Below are 18,206 nucleotides of genomic sequence, written 5' to 3'. Positions count from 1 at the left end.
GCACGGGAGGGACGATCATGCCGGCCAGCTCATCGAAGACGACCATCGATCACGACGAGATCCGCCAGTGGGCCGAATCGCGCGGAGGCCGCCCGGCGACGGTGAAGAGCACCGAGAAGGACGGGGAGCCTGGCATCCTCCGCATCGATTTTCCCGGCTACAGCGGGGAGGGCTCCCTCGAGGAGATCTCGTGGGAGGACTTCTTCGCCAAGTTCGAGGAGGCGAACCTCGCCCTCGTGTACCAGGAGGAGACGGCGGACGGGGAGCCGAGCAACTTCTCCAAGCTGGTGAGGCGCCCGGACGAGATGGGCGGCAAGAAGGCGAAGCAGGGCAAGTCGAAGTCCAGGAAGGCGGCCTGAGCCCCGGAGGTCGGCTATAGAACGCTCAGCGCCGGCGCGCCGGCGTGCTCGACGTCACGCCGAGCGCGTGTTTGCGCTGCCACGCCGACCCGTGCGCGAGCAGCGTATCATGGAGCTCCGCCGGCGCGCCCTGGAGCTCGACCCCGCGCCGGCGGACGACATAGAAGACCTTGCGCGGCAGCTCGGGCAACGGGCGCGCGACGAGGCCGCGCGGGAGGCGGCAGCAGGCGTTGACCACGGCGATGCCGACGCCGAGCCGGACGAAGTGGAGCATCAGCTCCCAGCCGTTCGCCTCGACCGCCGGCTCCCAGCGGACGCCCGCCGAGAGCAGCGCCTGCGCGAGCAATGCCCGGTGAGGCCGCGAGGGCCCGGGGACGACGAGCCGCGCCCCCTCGAGATCGCGCAGCAGGATGCGGCGTTTGCGGGCGAGCGGGTGCGCCTCGGGGACGACCAGGACCAGCTCGACCTCGGTGAGGCGGTCGGCGGCGAGCCCGTCCGGCGCGCCCTCGAGCGGCGCGACGCCGAGGTGCGCCTCGCCCGTCACGACGGCGTCGAGCGTGGCCTCGCGGTCGCGCGTGAGCAGGCGGAGCGGGGCGACGGCGCGCGCGGTGAAGGCGCGGATCCCCTCGCCGAGCAGGTACAGGTACGAGCCCTCGCCGGCGCAGAGCACCACCGGCTCCCGGCTCTCGCCGTCGCGAAGGACGCCGAGGAACGACCGCGTCCGCTCGCCGACCTCGCGCCCGAAGGCGGCGACGCGCTTGCCGTCGGCCGTGAGCTCCAGCCGCTGCCCGCGCCGCTGGTAGAGCGTGACGCCGAGCGCCTCGCCGAGCTTGCCGATCTGGGCGTGGAGCGCCGGCTGCGAGAGGTGGAGCGCCCGCGCCGCGCGGGTGAAGTTGAGGTGCTCGGTGAAGACCACGAAGGCGCCGAGCCAGTCGAGGTTGAGCATGCCGGGACGCTATCGCGAAACGCGATAGCGCATCCAGAAATACTGCTTCCGGAGGATAGCGGGGTGTCTATTCTTCCTTCCGTCCGATGTTCCGATTCCTGCACCGATCAGGATCTCTCCCGGAGCCCGCCCGCGCGGGTCGAGCGGCACGCGCGCGGTGCGCGGGTCGCGGCTCCGGGTGCACTGCAAAGGATGGAGCTTGACGATGGGCCGCGATCGATTGACCGACACGAGCAAGAAGCTCTCCTGGCTGCTCCGCCACGGCGCGCCCTCGCTGGGCATCGCCATGGACGAGGCGGGCTGGGTGGCCGTTGACGACGTGCTGAGGGCGCTCGGGATAGGGCGCTCGCAGCTCGACGAGGCGGTGGAGAACAACACGAAGAACCGCCTCGAGATCCGGGGCGAGCGGGTGCGCGCCTCGCAAGGGCACTCGCGCGACGGGATGCCGGTGACGCTCGCCGGCCTGGAGGCGTCGTGGGAGGAGGTCCACGGCGACGCGTCGATCTGGCACGGCACCAGCGTGGACGCGGTCCGGAGCATCGCGCGCGAGGGGATCCGGCCGGCGGCGCGCACGCACGTCCACTGCACCGACGCGCCGGGCAGCGCGGTGGGCAAGCGCGCGAACGTCGCCGTGATGCTCGAGATCAGCCCCGCGCGGCTGAGGGCGCGCGGGGTGCGCGTGTTCCGGAGCCAGAACGGGGTGATCCTGGCGCGGGAGGTGCCGGTGGGGTGCCTCGTGGGGCTGATGCCGATCGTGGCGCGGGCGAAGCGGGAGGCGGAGGCGCTGCGGGCGCTGATCTCGGGAGGATGAGGGCGGCGCTGGGCGGAGAGGGGGAGAGTGCGGAGACGGGGAGAGGGGGAGAAAGTTGGGGGGCTCAAGCTGTGGCTCGAAGGATGTTTCGGCTACTTGATGTATTCAGGTTTGAGGACCAGCAGGTGCGCGGGCGTCACGTCTGTTGAAACGGACAAATCATCCGTTATAATGGACGAATCATGACCTCCTCGCTGGTGCAGGCGACCGCCCTCGAACTCCTCGCCCTCTACCGAGCCCGGAGCGCCTCGCCCGTCGAGGTGATGCGGGCCGTCCTTGCCCAGGTGGAGCGCCACGGCGCGCCGCTCAACGCGTTCGTGCTGCTCGACGAGGAGCGCGCCCTCGACGCGGCGCGCGCGTCCGAGGCGCGGTGGGTCCACGGCGCGCCGGCGGGGCGGCTCGACGGGGTGCCCGTCTCGGTGAAGGACCTCTTGCTCACGCGCGGCTGGCCGACCCGGCGCGGCTCGCGCACCGTGGACGCGAGCGGCCCCTGGACCGAGGACGCGCCCGCGGTCGCGCGCCTGCGGGAGCACGGGGCGGTGCTCTTCGGGAAGACGACGACCTCGGAGTTCGGCCTGAAGGGCTCCGGCGACAGCCCGCTGACCGGGATCACCCGCAACGCGTGGGACCCCCGGCACACGCCGGGAGGCAGCAGCGCCGGGGCCGTCACCGCGGTGGCGGCGGGGTTCGGCCCGATCGCGGTGGGGACCGACGGCGGCGGCTCGATCCGCGTCCCCAGCGCGTTCTCCGGGGTGGTGGGGCTCAAGCCGACCTTCGGCCGCGTGCCGGCCCACCCGGCGAGCGTGGTCGGCGTGCCCCCGCACGTGGGGCCGATCGCGCGCACGGTCGGCGACGCGGCGCTGCTCCTCGCGGTCCTCTCCGGTCCCGACGACCGCGACCCGTTCCGGGCCCCGCCGGCGCCCGGGGACGTGGTGGACGCGATCGACGACGCGCCCTTCGCGGGCGCGCTGCGCCGCGTGCGCATCGGCGTGAGCGCCACGCTCGGCACCATCGAGCCGGCCAGCGAGACGCGGGCCCGCTTCGCCGCGGCGGCGGCGACCCTGCACGAGCTCGGCGCCGAGGTGGAGGAGGTGGATCCCCCGTTCGCGGACCCAGGGGGCGTGCTGCGGACGCTGTTCGCCGCCCGCGCCGCGCACACCGTGCGGGAGCTCGGACCGGAGCAGCGCGCCCTGCTCGATCCCGCGGTGCGGAGCGCAGCCGCCGAAGGGGAGGCGCTCGGCGCGGTGGCGTACCTCGAGGCCGAGCGGCGACGCGCGGAGCTGGCCCTTGCCATGGCCGCGTTCCACCGCCGCTTCGACCTGCTGGTGACGCCCACCTCGGCCGGGGCGGCTCCCCCCATCGAGGGCGGCGGCCCGTCTCCCGCGTCCTTCGCCGGCCCCTTCAGCCTGACGCGCCAGCCGGCCATCAGCGTGCCCATGGGCGTGACAAGCGCCGGCCTGCCGCTCGGGCTCCAGATCGTCGGGCGCCACTTCGAGGAGGCGCTGGTGCTGCGCGCCGCGCGCGCCTTCGAGAGCCCCAGCGTCCCGCTCCGGGCGCCGCCGCTGAAAGGGCGCTGAGCGGGCGCGACGGGCGCGGCGGGCGCGACGGGCGCGCGGCGTCAGCACATCAGCGATCACCCCAGTCCGCGCAGGCGCCGGACCCGTCGCCTCAGCCGCCGGCGCTCTGGCGCCGCTCGAACCGGGCGAGCAGCGCGACACAGCGCCGGCCCGCCGAGCTCTTCATGCCGCGACCAGAAGTCGCCGTTACCGATCGCCTGGATCACGAGGGAGCAGTGAGCCGGCGTCGGTGTTCGAGGCCGTGATTCCACCCCCTCCGCACCTCGCTGCCCGCCGCCTACCGCTCATAAATGTACGGGACGGTCGTGCCGAGTCGGACAAAGCCGAGCCGTGACAGGATCGGCTGACTGTCGGGCCGAGCATCGACCTGGAGGTGACGATAACCGCGCTCGGCCGCGAGACGGGTCCTGTACGCGACAAGCGCCCTGTAAACGCCGCGACCACGCCACGCAGGCGCGGTCCCACCGCCCCAGAGGCTGGCGAACTGCGTCCCTCGGTGGAATTCGACCCTGCCAGCGCAGATGGGGACGTCGCCGGCCATTGCGACGACGGCGGCCATCGCCTCGGGCTCCTCTGCCAGCTGGGTCACCAGCCTGCGCTCCAGCGAAGCGTGATCCGTACCGAAGGCCGCCTCGTGCGCCCGGACGACCAGCCGCACGCCCTCGGCATCGGTCACGGGAAGCAGCCGCACGCCTTCGGGCAACACGACCTCGGTGGGCAGCTCGGCGGTATCGGCGACGAGCAGTGCCTCCTCCGGCTCCGGACGGAAACCGGCAGCGACCAGCCGCTGCCCCAGGTCTGCCGGCCGATCGTGGGTGTAAAGCTTCCACTCGAAGGCACGCCCGAGCGGTGCGAAGCGCGCGATCTGCTCGGCGATCGCGAGGTCCACGGTCGACTCGTCGAGGTCGGACCAGACGATGGTCGCCCAGCTCCCGTCCGAGCCATCCGCCCGTACGGCGTGGCGGGCGAAGCCGGATCGTCCAGTCGCCAGCTCGCCCGAGCGCCCCTGTCTGATCTGCTGGTCAAACAGCGCAAGCACGGAGTCGTGGTCCACGGGGGCACTCCACCACCGAACCCTCTCCTTCGCAACAGATCCCGGCCTCGTCCAGGAAACGATGGCTGTCGAGGCCTGGAGCCGGAGCGGGGTGGCGCGGAGCGGGCTCTCGAGGGCGCGGCGGACGCGGAGCGCGCTCGCGGTGCTCGGCCGGACCGCGAGCACAAGAGCCCTGCGGCGCGCGCTCGCGGGCGCGTGGTGGGCCTGGCGTGCTCTGCCTCGACCAGGTGCGCCTCGGCGGCGAGCTCGCAGTGCGCGGCGGCGGCTCGACGGGCTCGCCACCCACCGACGAGCGCGCGGCGAGCTCGGCGCCCGTGGGGGCGGCGGCGCGCTGCGAACGGGTGCGGGTTCGCGGCGGCGCGCTCGCCGGGGTCGAGGAGCGGGGCACGGGGCACGGGGTCGAGGGCGGCGGCGGGCGAGGCGTCGAGCCGGAGCGGGGTGGCGCGGTGCGGGCTCTTCATCCGGAGCAGGGTGTTGCCAGTCAAAACGGAATATCATCATCATCGTTGCCGCCGTATCCAGTACCAAAGTCATCCGGTACTGGCAGCGGCGGGATCTCCCGGATCGACTGTAATATATCTTTTGTTGCGGCAGGCGTCGACGCCTTCGACAGTCTGGTTTCGAACGTATCGAGTTTGTTGAGGTCTCGCGCGAGTGCTCCGAGTTGTACTACCTCCTTCCTCGATAGCCCTGATACTATTCTTGTCGAGGCAAATGTCTCGTTGGCGCTTTCGTATTCCCCTGTGAAAACTCGCACGCGTGCCGCCAGTACGGGCCTGTGTTGCGCAAGCACGTCCAGCTTGAATAGTGGATCGGCGACCAACGCAGCGATCTTGTTGGTCGATTCACTAGCAAGCACTGTCTCTGTCCAAGTCTCGAGGAATCGAGGGGAAGTGGACATGTGTGCCTTGAATCGCTCAATCTGCTCTTCGGCACGGCTCCTTTGGCCTTCTTGGAGGAGCAGATTGATAAACTTGACGACTGCGTCGGGCGTGGGTTCATGGATAGAGACGAGTGTATCGAGCACGCCTAGCGCTTGTGCATAGAGCCCTGCTGCCTCATAGCTATGAACGATCGCCATTCCAAATTTTGGATCTTTAGATCCATGGGATCGCCATATCAACTCAATAAGGTTGAGTAAATCCTCGTCGAGTGATTTCTCTCTGTCGAATCTGTAGTCCTGGATCGCCTCCCAGAGACGCTTATCGCGCGCATCGCCGGTGAGGTTCCAGAGGGCGTGCGCCGCCTCCAGCCGCTTCGAGAAGTTCCTGCGTCGAAGCCGATACATGTCCAGTAGAGCCCTGTACGCCTCCGGGTGGGGATTATATGTGCACAAATCCTCTATAGCCTTCTCAGCTTCGTCCGGCTCGTGGAATGTCCGTTTTTGGATCACCTCAATGACCCGTCCGATGGAATTCTCGATCTCACTGTCTGGAATCAGTTTTACACACAGTCGAACGTAGTCGCGCAGAAGTGGTGAATCGTTGAGTCTTCGATTGCTGCCAATGAGAATATGCTCGCGCTCTTCCAGCTTTGGATCCCGATGCAGGACCAGAATGTCTGCAATGCTCAAACGTGATCCTAGCGCGTCAATTGGCTCGTTTAAGAAATTCTTGACTTTGGCGACGTCGACTGTCTCGTCTGCATCCTTCTTTTGCGGTAAGCGCGACAGCACGGCAACTATCTCGAGCTCGGAACCGCCCTCGATCCGCGGCGCATTGCGTATGGCATGCATAACACCCCTCGTACCCTCAAGGTGTTCGCTCGTTGGTAGCATAAGACATACCACTTGGTTTGAAAGCACCGTCGTGGCGACGCCGCCCATCTCTGTGATTCCTGTTCTGGCATCGATCAATACTACGTCCGGGTCGTATGCCTCCTCGATGAACGCCTTGAGTTCAAGAAAGAGTGGAATTCCATACGCTGCTTCGGAATAAAAAAGTGCATGCCAATCCACCTTCGACAACTTCTTCCAATAGTCCGGAGATGGTGCATTACCAGCCGAGATCAGGTGAATCTTCCCCGAGCTTGAGAAGTTTGATTCTATATCAATAACATACTCGCTTAGCGTCTCTGGCAGGCTGCGATTCGTTGAGAACTGGTATAGGATGTCGACGAGTCCCTGCTTTACCTTGAGCGCACCTCCATGCTCCAGACCGAATTTGTAGTGAAGTCCAGGCGCCTCTAGATCAAAATCGAGAAGAAATACTGTTCTGCCCATGCGGGCCAGATAATTGGCGACGTTTGCGACGACAAGCGAGCGCCCAACTCCACCCTTGTAAGAATAAAACGTGATGGTGTGCATGCGCGTGTTCCTTACTATCGAGCGAACATGGACCCTGCGCGTGCTACCTGCTGTCCATATTGCATGCTTATGTCGAGACGGCCACGCCTCGCGAGACGAGGGAAGGTCTCTTCTTTACGAATGAGTCGCGCAATTCTCTCTTCTCGCCGTTTTAGGACATCGGCGAGTAGTTCCGCTACACGGCGACTGAGCTCTGGCGACTCACGCAATCGAAGAGACTCAATCTGAAGCGCTGCAAGAATTCTCTCCGCCGCGTTGAACTCTGATCGCGGCAACAGCTCCGACCGGATGCGTTCCAGAAAGCGCTCGATTGTACTGGCCGGTGCGTTTCGCAGCAGTGCTCTTCCGACGCCTTCTTCGGGAAGCGTACGTCCCTCAGCTTTGCGGCTCTGAGCAACTTCTTCTCGAGCAAACGCAACGACGTCAGTCCACGCCGGAAAGTCGCGATTACAGGCCACGTAGGCATATTGCGTTACGGCGCGTTGCACGACCACCTCGGACACAGTTATTGCGTCGGAAAGACGGTATGGTGGACGAAGAAGCAGAATTCTTTCACCTTCTCTCGCGAATACCCAACCGTCGTTTCGATCCAGCGCCAGTACAGAGATCACCTTACACCTCCCTGATCCGCCGAGCGAACTCCATGCTTTCTAACAGTTCCATGGATTCGCGAAATTGATCGAGTTCGACTCGATCGCTGGGCGCCAACGTTCCCATCATATCATCAAATGCGAGGTCTGATAAGCGGAGCAGCTCCTCCTGCTTTATCCTTAGCTCCGCCACGCTACTTGGCGAGACGTTTCCGACGAAAATCGCCTCCACAAACTGCTCCCGGGAGCAGAGCATCGTGGCCCAGTCCGGCGCTGCTGTCGAGATGAGTTCGTCCGCATGCTTAAGCGCGGCGAGGCAATGTCGCTGATCGGGAGTCGCTACCTCCTGCCGGAGAGCGCCTTCGTCTAGCGTGAGGGTGGGCGTGTCATTTACGTATCGTTCGAGGCTGTTGCCAGGTACAAATGCGCTTCGGATGGCGCGGATTCCATCTTCGTTTAGAAAAACGCAGAATAGACCATACTCTGATGCGCCTGCACCGCCGATGTTCAGGGCACCATAGAGGAATCGTTCGGGTGTAGATCCTTGGCGACGACAAAAGTCCGTGCGCTTTCATGGTGTTGCGCCGAAGGCGCGGTCCCTGGGACCGCGCCCCTATCACATCGACGCAGACGCCCGTCGACGTAGCCGGTGGACTTGGCCCCCCTGCGACGTTGATGCCGTGCACTTATCCGCCGGCCCAAGCGCGAAGCCGCAGCCCAGGTTCGGCCGCGAGAGGTGAAAGAATCCGGGCGCGGGCGAGGCCACATTCGACGGATTGACGATCGTATACTTCGCCACAGGTGATAATTCCGGGCGCGAAAATGCAACGCGTTGAAATTCCACGAATCTGACGTATCCATGGCCTCTGCAAGAGGCCGGTCCCGACAGGCAGGTTGGACCGGCAGGAGGACTTGGTCGTGAGCGCCGCGTACGCCGTTGCAGCAGGTCAGGACCCTTTCGAGAGCGCCCGGGAGCAGGCAGAAGCCATGGAGAAGCATCTTCGGTCATCCGAGTCGATGGAGAGCACGCATGCCGAGCTGGAGGGGTTCGTCGTCGACGAGGGGCGCGAGTACCAGCGGCGGCTCCTCCAGGCCCACCTCGAGCTTCGGGCCGAGCGCGAAAGGCCCGTGGAGGTCAAGGGCGCGGACGGCGTTCAGCGCAAGCATCGACGTCTCAGCAGCAGAGCGCTCATGTCGGTCGTCGGAGAGGTCGATGTGCCACGCGCGGCCTATCAGGCGCCGGGCGTCCCCGGTCTTCATCCGATGGATGCGGCGCTGAGCCTCCCGGACGAGCTCTACTCGCACAGCGTCCGTCGCTACGTCGCCGAGAGCGCCGCCCGCAGCTCGTTCGATGAGGTCGTTGAGGGATTGAGAAAATCGACCGGCGCCGCGGTGCCGAAGCGCCAGGTGGAGGAGCTCGCGGAGCGCGCCGCGCAGGACTTCGATGCGTTCTACTCCACCCGCGCCGTCGAAGTCGAGGACACTCAGGCGCTGCTGGTACTCAGCTTCGACGGCAAGGGGATCGCGATGCGGCGCGAAGACCTCCGACCTGCGACGCGGAAGGCTGCGGAAGCGGGGAAACACAAGCTCACGAAGCGCCTCGCCAAGGGCGAGAAGCGCAACCGGAAGCGAATGGCCGAGGTCGCCACCCTCTACACGATAGACCCCTGGGTCCGCACGCCTGACGACATCGTGAACGACTTGCGCCCTGTGCATGACGTCGCCGCGCAACGGCCGCGGCCGGTGAACAAACGGGTCTGGGCGAGCGTGGAGAAGTCATCGCGAGAGGTGATCTCGGCGGCGTTTGCTGAAGGCCTGCGTCGCGATCCGGAACGCCTTCGGCGGTGGGTGGTGCTGGTCGACGGCAACAAGGACCAGATCACCCTGGTCAAGCGCGCCGCGAAGAAGGCATGCGTCGAGATCACAATAGTCCTCGATATCATCCACGTGCTTGAATATCTCTGGAAGGCCGCGCACTGCTTCTTCGCCGACGGGACCAAGGAGGTCGAGCAGTGGGTGACGTGCCGGCTGCACGAGCTGCTCGCGGGGCGCACGGCCGGAGCCATTGCCAGCACCATCCGGCGCCATGCCAGCAGCCGCGTGGTGGACATGGGGACAGCGGTGACGCTCGATACCTGCATCGGCTACCTCGTGAAGCATCGGACGCTCTTGCACTACGATCGCGCGCTCGCAGCGGGGCTGCCCATCGCCACGGGGGTGATCGAGGGCGCATGCCGCCATCTCGTCAAGGATCGCATGGACCGCACCGGGGCTCGCTGGTCGCTCCAAGGCGCAGAGGCGGTGCTGCGCCTCCGCTCGCTGCGCTCGAGCGGCGACTTCGAAGCCTACTGGGCGTTCCACCTGCAGCAGGAGCATGACCGAACGCACCGTGCACGTTATGCAGGAGGCGATGTCCCCTCACCGCTGCCGCCGCCTCGACCCAAACTGCGCCGGGTGAAATGAGCAAAACGCCCTCGTTCCAGAAGAGCCGCACCCGAATCGTTCTCCGTCTTCGAAGGATCTGTCAAAGAAGACCCGGCGATCATAATACTTGTCCTGCATCGCGCGAAGTTCGTCCTCTGCACTGCGTCCAGAAGTAGCTGCGAGGTCATTGGCGATTTCGTATATGCTGAGGTATCGTCCGCGACGCAAGAACACGATGAGCTTGTGCGGCTTCATGTTTATCGAGATGCCGCTATGCTCTCTTATGCTCTGGCAGAATAGATTTAGTTGAGCGACGTTGTGGCCGACCATGGCAGTGCGACGAGTTTCGAGCCTGTCCAGTAGTGCGGCTTCGTTGGCCGTAGCCATTGCGAATAGGTCGAGCGGTGCCATCCACCGCGGATGCTATCGGACCTACATCTAGAAGTCACTGAAGTTGTTCTCACCGCGTCGCCAGGCGATCGGGTCGATGCCGCGCCGACGCCGATGAGGGAGCGAATGCGCTCCGCTACCCGAGGCGCTGGCCGGCTCAGTTCCTCCGGTCGTTCGGGGGCAAGGAACCCGCGGCGGTGCGCCCGGCTGAAGGTCGGCCAGTCCGGCTGTGGGACTGGTGATGGACGAGGTTTCCATCCGGTTGGTCAACGGCAGAGTCGGCCACATCTTCCGTAGCCGAAGCCAGCGCTTCATGCCCTGGCCCGTCGCGGTGTGTCGAGCACTTCGCCGGGGGAGGTATATCTGGGGATGGAGGGAAACGGCCGACCTACTCGCCCCCGGCCATCAGCGCCATCACGGCGATCTCACGCAGCACCTCGCCCGGGGTGCGGTCCTCGTTGTGGGCGATGATCTCGATGACCGATTCCAGCGGCTGCGAGCACAGCCGCGGCCCGGGCACATGGCGGGGCCGGATGTGGATCGGCGGGGTGCGCGGGTCCGGCCACCTCGGCGGCCACCACATGTAGGCGATGCCCCTGGGCCAGCCGTGCTCGACGGACAGGGCCGGCAGGTAGCCGCGGTCCTTGAGATAGCGCTCGATGTCGTCGGGCGAGACGCTGCGGGTAACCGGCTTGCCGGGGAAGGTGAGGCTGTGCCGGTGCTTCGGATCACGGATGTTGAAGTTCATCGCGCCCCCTTCCGCACGAAGTGCCGCTCGATGGCGTCGAGGATCTGCAACGCGCCGCGCGCCTCGGCTACGGCCTCGCGCTCGACGCGGGTCCTCGCCTCCATCTGGGCGTCGAGCACAGCGGCCCAGAGCCGCTCGCGGTCCCAGGACGCGACGGCGTAGGACTCCAGGGCGCGCGCCCGCTCCGCGATGTAGGTGAGATCCTCCAGGGTCAGCACGCGGCGCGTCTCTCGGTCGTTCATCGCCGCCACCTCCGGAGCTTCAGGGCGAGCGCTTTGCGGGCGATGCGGAGCCGGCTCGCCGCGGTCCCTCGGCTCATGCCGCGCCGCTTGGCGTACGCGGCGAGCGACTCCGGGTCGTCCACGGAGAGCAGCGCCTCTGCCTGCCAGGCCGGTAGTTCGGCCAGAGCCCGCAGCACCTCGCGCTCGTCGACCTGCGCTTCGAGGTCGGGGCCGATGGGCTCGCGGAGCCGGCCGAGGGGTTGCGCATGAAGAACCGCCCGCCGCACCCACGCGCTGCCGAGGTAGTGCCCGGTCTTGCGCCAGCTGACGCCGTAGAGCCAGGCGCGCAGCGCCGCGCGCGGCTCGACCTTGGGATCGGGCCGGTACATGCCGCGACGCACGGAGCGCCAGGCGTTCAGCAGGATTCCCTGGGCTACATCTTCGCGATCACGCGCCGGGACGCCGCTGGCGATGAGCACCGCGAGGATGACCGAGCGCTCCGCAAGGATCGCCTCGATCGGCGGGCGCTTCCTGGGATGTCGCGCGGCAGGCGGGCGGTGAGCCCCCTTCCGCGGGCGCTTCACCCGCTCCTCCCGTAGGTTGCGGCGACGGGAGCGCGGCGCAGGCGCGCCACGGGTGCGCGGCGCAGGCGCGCCACGGGAGCACGCCAGGCGGGCGATCCGCTGGCGACGCCGGCCAGCGTGCGCGGCCGGCCGATCTCAGGCTCTATTAAGGAGGAGGCAAGCGAGCGAGCGGCGGCGCGCGGGCGCGCCGCTCCCTTGGCCCGCGGACGGCGGGCGAACTACGGTCAGCATGTCGGACCTCGGTGACTCGGGGTTCGGCCACGCGGCCCGGGGTGCTACCAACACCCGCGGGCCGCACTGTTTTGGCGGTCAACAAACCGTCGGCGCGCACAAGTGCGGGCCGACGTTCATCACAGTCAGGCCGCCCGTCGCTCCCGGTCAGGTCACGACGGAAGAGACAACGAAATCCACGAACGCTCGCACTTCGCAGGCGGCAAGTGCCGCGACGGATAGAACACGTTCGTCCCGGGCGAGACAAACCCCTGGTCTCCTTCCCCGCTTACCTGTTCGCCATCCACAGGGCGCCGGCCCGTGCCGATCCGAGCACCGGACGCCTCATCCTCGTCCAGTCTGCGCGCGAGCCCCGCGCGTCCCTGTGGTACCCTCCCGCCCATGGGTACCGCGAACGCCTCCGCCCCTCCACGGCGCTCTGCCCTGCGCCGCGCCCCCTGCGCTGCCCTCCTGCTCGCCGCCTGCGGCCCCGCCCCTACCCTGGGCGACCCGCGCGCGCCGGAGCCGCCGCCTCCCGCCGAGACGGTCTATATCGTCATCCACGAGCCGCCCCCGGCGGCGGCGGTGGCCGCCGACGGCTGGGTGCCGGACGAGCCCCGCGGCGAGAGCCCGTTCGAGCGGACGCGCACCGGGATCGGCGATTACGACTGCCCGCAAGGCACGACAGCAATGACGTTCCGGATCCTCCGGGTCCAGGGCGACCGGATCAAGGCCGTGTTCGACTTCCATCATGCCGCATCCGGCACATCGGGAAAGTACCTCATGAGCGGCCGCTACGACCCCGAGACGCGCACCGCGGCGTTCTCGCCCGGCGCCTGGCTCGAGCGCCCTCCCAACTACGTCACCGTGAGCATGAAGGGCGACCTCGCGCTCGACGGCTCGCTCTTCGCCGGGCGCATCGAGCACCCGGAGTGCGGCGCCTTCCGGCTCCGGCCCGCAGGATAGCGCAGGCGCGCCGCGCTCCGCGCGCGACGCGCCTGGGCCCGTCAGGGCGTGCTCGACGGGTCTGCCGGGTCACTGCCCTCGTCCGCCTCGTCGCCGTCGCGGAAGCCGTCGCCGTCGCGATCGAGGCCGATGCGCTCGCCGGAGCCCGGCGGGGCGCACGTGTAGGTCAGCTCGCCGCCCTTGCGCGAAGCCCGGTGCCGCAGCGCGGCCCCGGTGATCGGCGGGTCGCAGAGCCGGTTGCCGACGAACAGGCCTGAGCCGACGTAAAGGAAGCCCTCCACTTCATGGCTGTGCAGACCCTTCACCACGAGATCGCACTCGCCCGCGTCGGCCCGCGCACGCAGGAGATCGATCCGCGGCCCCGCCGCAGCTGCGTTCTGCTTTGTGAGCGTCACCTGCTGTCCCACGATCGGCGCCAGATTGCTGTCGAACGCGAGCAGGAACTGCTCCAGCTCGCGCTTCATCACGTCGCCCTCCGGCCCCGGCGGGAACCCGCCCGGGGTGAGCGGAGACTGGTTGAACCCCATGTCGGGGGTCGCCGAGCTCACGAACCGGAAGAGCGTGGGCACGCCGCCTTCATTGTTGAAGCCGAAGCCGCGGACCTGATCGCCCATGAAATCGTCGCTGCCAGGGAAGAGCTCGTTGTCCGCCATCCCGAACATGCCGACCTTCTGGTACAGATTGCGGAAGTGCGGCGACTTGAAGGCCTCCGTCTCCAGGTCGAAGGTATACCGGCCGTCCCCGCCGAAGAAGCCGGGCGCGGCGACGCCGAGCTCCTCGTTCGCGTGCGGGTCGAGCACGTGGCAGGAGACGCAGGTCCCCTCCTCGCTGAAGTCGGACACGTTGTTGAAGAAGAAATCGCGCCCGGCCTGCTGCGCCGGGGTGAGCGAGTTCTCCAGCGCCCGGATCGGGTTGGGCGGGTAAGTGACCTGCAGGATGAAGTCGGCGAACGCCTGCATGTCGGCGTCGGGGATGAACTCGCTCCTCCCCACGAGGTCCGGGAACGCTGCCTGGAACTTCTTGAACGCCGCCACCTCGTCGAACGTCCCGCTGTCCGGGTGCGCGCTCGGCTCCTCGGCGCCCGCGGTGCGATCGCCGCGCCAGTGCATGGGCCCGTGGTTCGCCATCCCCCGGAGGCTCTGCGTCGTCATCGGCCCCTTCATCGGGTGGTGGGTGTCGGGGATCCCGAAGTCCAGCGGGTGTGACTCGAACGGCCCGGGGATGTCGACGACCACCTCGTCCGGGTTCCCGAGATCCCAGGCCAGGCTGTCGAAATCGCCGTACACGTGGCAGCTCGCGCACGACGAGTCCCCGTGGCTGGACGAGAACGACGCGTCGTAGAGGAACCGGCGACCGGCGATCACGCTCGGCGGCTCGGGGTGATGCATGGGCACGTGCGCGATCTCGGACCTCGTCACCGTGCTGATGACCGAGATCGCGTTATCGAAGCGCGTGATCGTATAAAGGCGCCGCTTGGCCTCGTCGAGCAGGAGCCCGGTCGGGCCGCCGCCGGGCACCTGGATCTGGCTGGCGGTGCTCGGCGTGAAGGTGTTGCTCTCGAGGGCGGCGGTGCTGAAGACCCCGATCTTGGACGATCCGATCGTCGCCACGTACAGCGTCTTGCCGTCGCTCGTGACGGCCATCTGCTGCGGCAGGGCGAGGCTCTTCTGGTTCTCGGCGTTCGGGATCGGCGCGCAGCACGCATCGTAATCGATGTGCTTGTTGAGGTGCCTCGGCGTGACGCTGCCGGCCGGGCCGAGGACGGTGATCCGGCTCTCGTGCAGGTGACCCCGGACGGTCTGGCCGGCGAAGATCCCCGGCCCCTCGAAGCGCTTCTCGTTCCCCGCCTCGGTGTTCGATACGTACACCTTCCCGCTCACCGGGTTGACCGCCATGTTGTAGAGGATGGTGCCGACGCCGGTGTAGAACCCCGCGGCGCCGGGCAGCTGCGCCGGCGGGCTCCCGTTCGCGTCGATCACGAACACGTCCTTGTCGGGCAGCGAGAGCCGGACCAGGTCGTCGAAGGGCCGGTTCAGCTCGTCGACCCAGTGGGCGCCGTTCCACTTGACGATGAGCCCTGTCTCCGGATGCGGAATACCCTCGACGTTGGTCGCCGGCCCGGGCACGCCCCCCGCCGCCTCCCCGCCGTTCGGGACCAGGCCCTCGTGGATCGCGGTTGTGCGGTTGCCCGAGTGGAAGGCCGCCGCGTAGACCTTGCTGCCGTCCGGGGTCACCGCCAGCGCCCGCGGGGTGTCGCTGAACAGCGTGATGATCGTGAGCGGCGTGCCCGTGAGCGTCGCGCCGAGGTTGCCCGCGTCGAAGACCCAGACGTCCGCCCGGCCCACGCCCGGGGTGGTGAGCTGGGGGTCGAACGGCACGTTCTGGCCCCGGTGGGCCGCCGTGATGAAGGCGCGTCCCTTCCCGGGACCGGCGAAGACGATATCGCGCGGCTCGTCGCCCACGAGCAGCGTCCGCACGACCCGGCCAGCATGCGCGCCCTGACTGAGCTCTACCACGCTCACGCTGTCGGACAGATGGTTGACGACCCAGACCTCGGTATCGCTGCGCGCCGCCACGGCCACCGGCTCCAGGCCGACGGGGATGGAGGCGCGATGCTCGATACCATGGTTCTTGACGCGATACACCTCGAGATGATTGTCGGGGGTGTTGACGGCGAAGAGCAGCTTGCCGTCAGGCGAGAGCGCGAGCGGGCGCACGTGGCCGCTCTCGAAGAGCGTGTAAGGCGACGCCGCCTGGGCCGATCTGCCGGCAGCGAGGCACGCGAGCAGGGTGGAAGTCGCTGCGAGACGGGGGAGAATATTGCGTAGGACGGATGGCGAGACCATGAGCCACCTCCGGGAATGAGGGTTTCCTCGGGATGATGAAGACAACAATCGAACGATAAGATGGGAAGGATCGAGGCTATTCACGGTCCACCCGAATTGCAATATCGCGCCGCGGCTGCGCCAACGATCGCCAAGCTCAGCACACTCGCACCGACACACCCACCGCGGCGTCGCCGCGGGCGCCCCGGCAGGTGTCACATTGGCGAGAAAGAATTCACACGAAGGCGGGAAGTCGGGAAGGCGGGAAGATCATTGACCTTTTCTCCCCGCTTCACGCCTTCGTGTTCAAGCTGGCCCACGACCCGACCGTCTGTAGAGCCGATGGCGAGGGCGCCCGCAACGGGGTCGCTGCCCTGCGCAAGGACGGGCATTGAGCGACCCGCGGCCCGGGCGCAGGCGGGGGCTGCGCCCCGGCGCGCAGGCCTCGCTCAGCGGCCGGCCGACAGCGGCCCTGCCATCGCCGGTCCGGCGAGCGCCGCGCGGTACCCGAGGTAGCGCCCGAACGCGCGCATCGCCTGGTTCCAGTGCTTGGGCTGCTTCGCCCGCATCTCCTTCACGCCGACGTCGGCCAGCGCGTCTCCCACGTCGATCCACCGCGGATCGCCCGTCAGCGCGTAGGCGGCGCCGAACGCGGGCACGATCAGCAAGTTGAGGTCGGCGGTCCCGCTGTCGTCGTATGCGTCGGTCTCGCAACCCCACAGGTACCGGAACGCGCGCCGGTCCGACGTGATCGCGCGCTCGGCGAGCCAGCCCGCCGCGCGCGCAACAACGTCGCGGATCCGCGGGTCGTCGGTGAGCGCGTGGTAGTCCATGAGCGCGTCGACGAGCAGCGCGGTCATGAACGGCGAGCCGCCGCGCGGGCCGCGCTCGCACTCCGACGGGTCGGCGCGATTGAGGTCGTGCTCGAACGCGCCCGACGCGCCCTGCCGCTGCCACGCCACCGTGCGATCGGCGAGCCCGCGCAGCGCCGAGAGGAGCTCCGGCCGCGGGTCGATCGCGTAGTAGCTCGACAGCGTCATCATCGCCCAGGCCATGTTGCGCTCGGTCGTGCGCAGCACGTCCTCCTTCTTCCCGCCGGTGAGGGCGGCCAGGTTCAGCCGAAGCGCCTCGCCCATCGCGAGGACCGCCTCCTTTGCCGCCGGGTCGCCGGTGAGCAGGTAATCGTCGAGCATCCCCTGGCCGAGCATGCGCCGGAGGACCTGCCATGAGAGGGGCGCCGCCGGGGTCCAGTCGGCTTTCTCGCACACGTGGACCGCGAGCCGGCGGTCGGGCGAGAACCGGAGCTCGTGCTGCCGGTACCAGACGGCCTCGGCGCGCGCGCGCCGGTACCGGGCGGCGTCGCCGTGCCGGAGGAAGCGCTGATAGAGCGCGTGCGGACCGTCGTAGTACGTGCGGTGCGCGCCCGAGCAGCTGACGCCGTACGTGTCGTAGGCGGGCGTCATGCGGGCGAGCGCGCGCTCGATGCCGCTCTCGAACCCGGGGAAGCGGCGATCGTCGATGGCGGGGAGCTGCGGCCCGCACACCCGGCTCGCCGCGTACCACGAGGGCGGCAGCACCGCGGCGATCGGGCCGTCCGGGCTCGGCAGGAGCGCCTCGTCGAGCGCGGTCGGCTGCGAGGCCTGGGGGGGCTGCGAGGGCTGGGCGGCCTGGGGGGTCTGAGGGACCGGCGGGTCGGCGCGCTGCGAGGGTGAGCCGGGCTGAAGCGCGCCGAAGTCCAGCGTGTAGATCGCGCGCTCTCCGGGCGCGAGCGCGGCGCGGAAGACGAGGAGCGCGCTGCGGATCGAGCGGCCCCGGGGCCAGACCGCGAGGGGCTTCGCGCGGAGCGGGACCGCCGCGCCGCGCCCGTCGCGCAGGCGGAGGCGCCGCGCGTCGCGCAGCGCGCCCGGCGCGAACGGCACGGCCACCGACACGACGACCTCCGGCGGCGGCAGCGCCTCCGGCGGGCGCTTCGCGGGCGCGGGCGCGCCCGGCATGGCGTCGGCGACGAGCAGCAGCGGGACCGATCCCTCGGCCGGCGGCGCCGGGCGCCCAGCGGCGACGTACGCCTCCAGGACGGCCCGCACGCGCGGCTCCACCCGGCGCGCGGCGGGCACCCGAGCGGCCGGCCGGCCGCAGCTCATCCAGAGGAGCGGCGCTGCGAGGAGCAAGGCCGCGAGAAGGCGCCGGACGCCGGGT

At 68.3% G+C, this 18,206-nt stretch carries 15 protein-coding genes; 5 read left to right on the top strand and 10 right to left on the bottom strand.

What is annotated here, in order from left to right; genetic code table 11:
* The first annotated feature begins 17 nt into the window (after positions 1-17).
* Positions 18-359, top strand: a complete 342-nt coding sequence (locus WMF17_RS10155; protein ID WP_437649104.1) for a hypothetical protein — start codon at positions 18-20, stop codon at positions 357-359.
* Positions 360-384: 25 nt separating this feature from the next.
* Here WMF17_RS10155 and WMF17_RS10150 read toward each other — a convergent pair whose 3' ends face one another.
* Positions 385-1,305, bottom strand: a complete 921-nt coding sequence (locus tag WMF17_RS10150) for a LysR family transcriptional regulator (protein WP_437649102.1) — start codon at positions 1,303-1,305, stop codon at positions 385-387.
* A 205-nt stretch (positions 1,306-1,510) separates the two neighbouring features.
* Between WMF17_RS10150 and WMF17_RS10145 the strand changes: the two genes are divergently transcribed.
* Positions 1,511-2,116 (top strand): RNA 2'-phosphotransferase, encoded by a 606-nt coding sequence (locus WMF17_RS10145; protein WP_437649100.1) that lies wholly within the window; start codon positions 1,511-1,513, stop codon positions 2,114-2,116.
* Between the two features lie 182 nt (positions 2,117-2,298).
* Entirely contained in the window at positions 2,299-3,693 is a 1,395-nt protein-coding gene (locus WMF17_RS10140) for an amidase (protein WP_437649099.1), read from the top strand.
* A gap of 277 nt (positions 3,694-3,970) precedes the next feature.
* On the opposite strand, the gene WMF17_RS10135 is transcribed toward WMF17_RS10140, so the two are convergent.
* The 4 genes from WMF17_RS10135 to WMF17_RS10120 form a co-directional block, all read right to left on the bottom strand.
* Positions 3,971-4,747: a GNAT family N-acetyltransferase gene (locus WMF17_RS10135; RefSeq protein ID WP_437649097.1), complete on the bottom strand. Its 777-nt coding sequence runs from the start codon at positions 4,745-4,747 to the stop codon at positions 3,971-3,973.
* A gap of 481 nt (positions 4,748-5,228) precedes the next feature.
* Positions 5,229-7,052: a tyrosine-protein kinase family protein gene (locus tag WMF17_RS10130; protein WP_437649096.1), complete on the bottom strand. Its 1,824-nt coding sequence runs from the start codon at positions 7,050-7,052 to the stop codon at positions 5,229-5,231.
* A gap of 14 nt (positions 7,053-7,066) precedes the next feature.
* Complete coding sequence (locus tag WMF17_RS10125) at positions 7,067-7,663, bottom strand: hypothetical protein (protein WP_437649094.1); 597 nt, start codon at positions 7,661-7,663, stop codon at positions 7,067-7,069.
* A 1-nt stretch (position 7,664) separates the two neighbouring features.
* Positions 7,665-7,898 carry a hypothetical protein gene (locus tag WMF17_RS10120; protein ID WP_437649092.1) on the bottom strand — a complete coding sequence of 78 codons (234 nt, stop codon included), beginning with the start codon at positions 7,896-7,898 and terminating at the stop codon, positions 7,665-7,667.
* Positions 7,899-8,560: 662 nt separating this feature from the next.
* Here WMF17_RS10120 and WMF17_RS10115 point away from each other — a divergent pair.
* On the top strand, positions 8,561-10,105 hold the full coding sequence (locus tag WMF17_RS10115) for an ISKra4 family transposase (RefSeq protein ID WP_437643636.1): 1,545 nt from the start codon (positions 8,561-8,563) through the stop codon (positions 10,103-10,105).
* 739 nt (positions 10,106-10,844) lie between these two features.
* Here the strand turns inward: WMF17_RS10115 and WMF17_RS10110 are convergent.
* The 3 genes from WMF17_RS10110 to WMF17_RS10100 are packed head-to-tail and all read right to left on the bottom strand — an operon-like array spanning position 10,845 to position 12,009.
* Positions 10,845-11,204 (bottom strand): hypothetical protein, encoded by a 360-nt coding sequence (locus WMF17_RS10110; protein WP_437649091.1) that lies wholly within the window; start codon positions 11,202-11,204, stop codon positions 10,845-10,847.
* The gene (locus WMF17_RS10105; protein ID WP_437649089.1) at positions 11,201-11,446 is read right to left on the bottom strand and encodes a hypothetical protein; all 246 of its coding nucleotides are present in this window, start codon (positions 11,444-11,446) and stop codon (positions 11,201-11,203) included. Before WMF17_RS10105 ends, WMF17_RS10110 begins: the two co-directional genes overlap by 4 nt.
* Positions 11,443-12,009: an RNA polymerase sigma factor gene (locus tag WMF17_RS10100; RefSeq protein WP_437649087.1), complete on the bottom strand. Its 567-nt coding sequence runs from the start codon at positions 12,007-12,009 to the stop codon at positions 11,443-11,445. Before WMF17_RS10100 ends, WMF17_RS10105 begins: the two co-directional genes overlap by 4 nt.
* Before the next feature lie 612 nt (positions 12,010-12,621).
* Here WMF17_RS10100 and WMF17_RS10095 point away from each other — a divergent pair.
* Complete coding sequence (locus WMF17_RS10095) at positions 12,622-13,185, top strand: hypothetical protein (protein WP_437649085.1); 564 nt, start codon at positions 12,622-12,624, stop codon at positions 13,183-13,185.
* Between the two features lie 41 nt (positions 13,186-13,226).
* Here WMF17_RS10095 and WMF17_RS10090 read toward each other — a convergent pair whose 3' ends face one another.
* Complete coding sequence (locus WMF17_RS10090; RefSeq protein ID WP_437649083.1) at positions 13,227-16,031, bottom strand: hypothetical protein; 2,805 nt, start codon at positions 16,029-16,031, stop codon at positions 13,227-13,229.
* A gap of 428 nt (positions 16,032-16,459) precedes the next feature.
* Positions 16,460-18,178 (bottom strand): hypothetical protein, encoded by a 1,719-nt coding sequence (locus WMF17_RS10085; RefSeq protein WP_437649081.1) that lies wholly within the window; start codon positions 18,176-18,178, stop codon positions 16,460-16,462.
* Positions 18,179-18,206 lie beyond the last annotated feature (28 nt).

Source organism: Sorangium sp. So ce362 (genome assembly GCF_051519845.1).
In the GTDB taxonomy this organism is placed as follows: domain Bacteria; phylum Myxococcota_A; class Polyangia; order Polyangiales; family Polyangiaceae; genus Sorangium.
The sequence above is the reverse complement of the archived record's forward strand: the minus strand, read 5'-3'. Positions and strand labels throughout refer to the sequence as shown.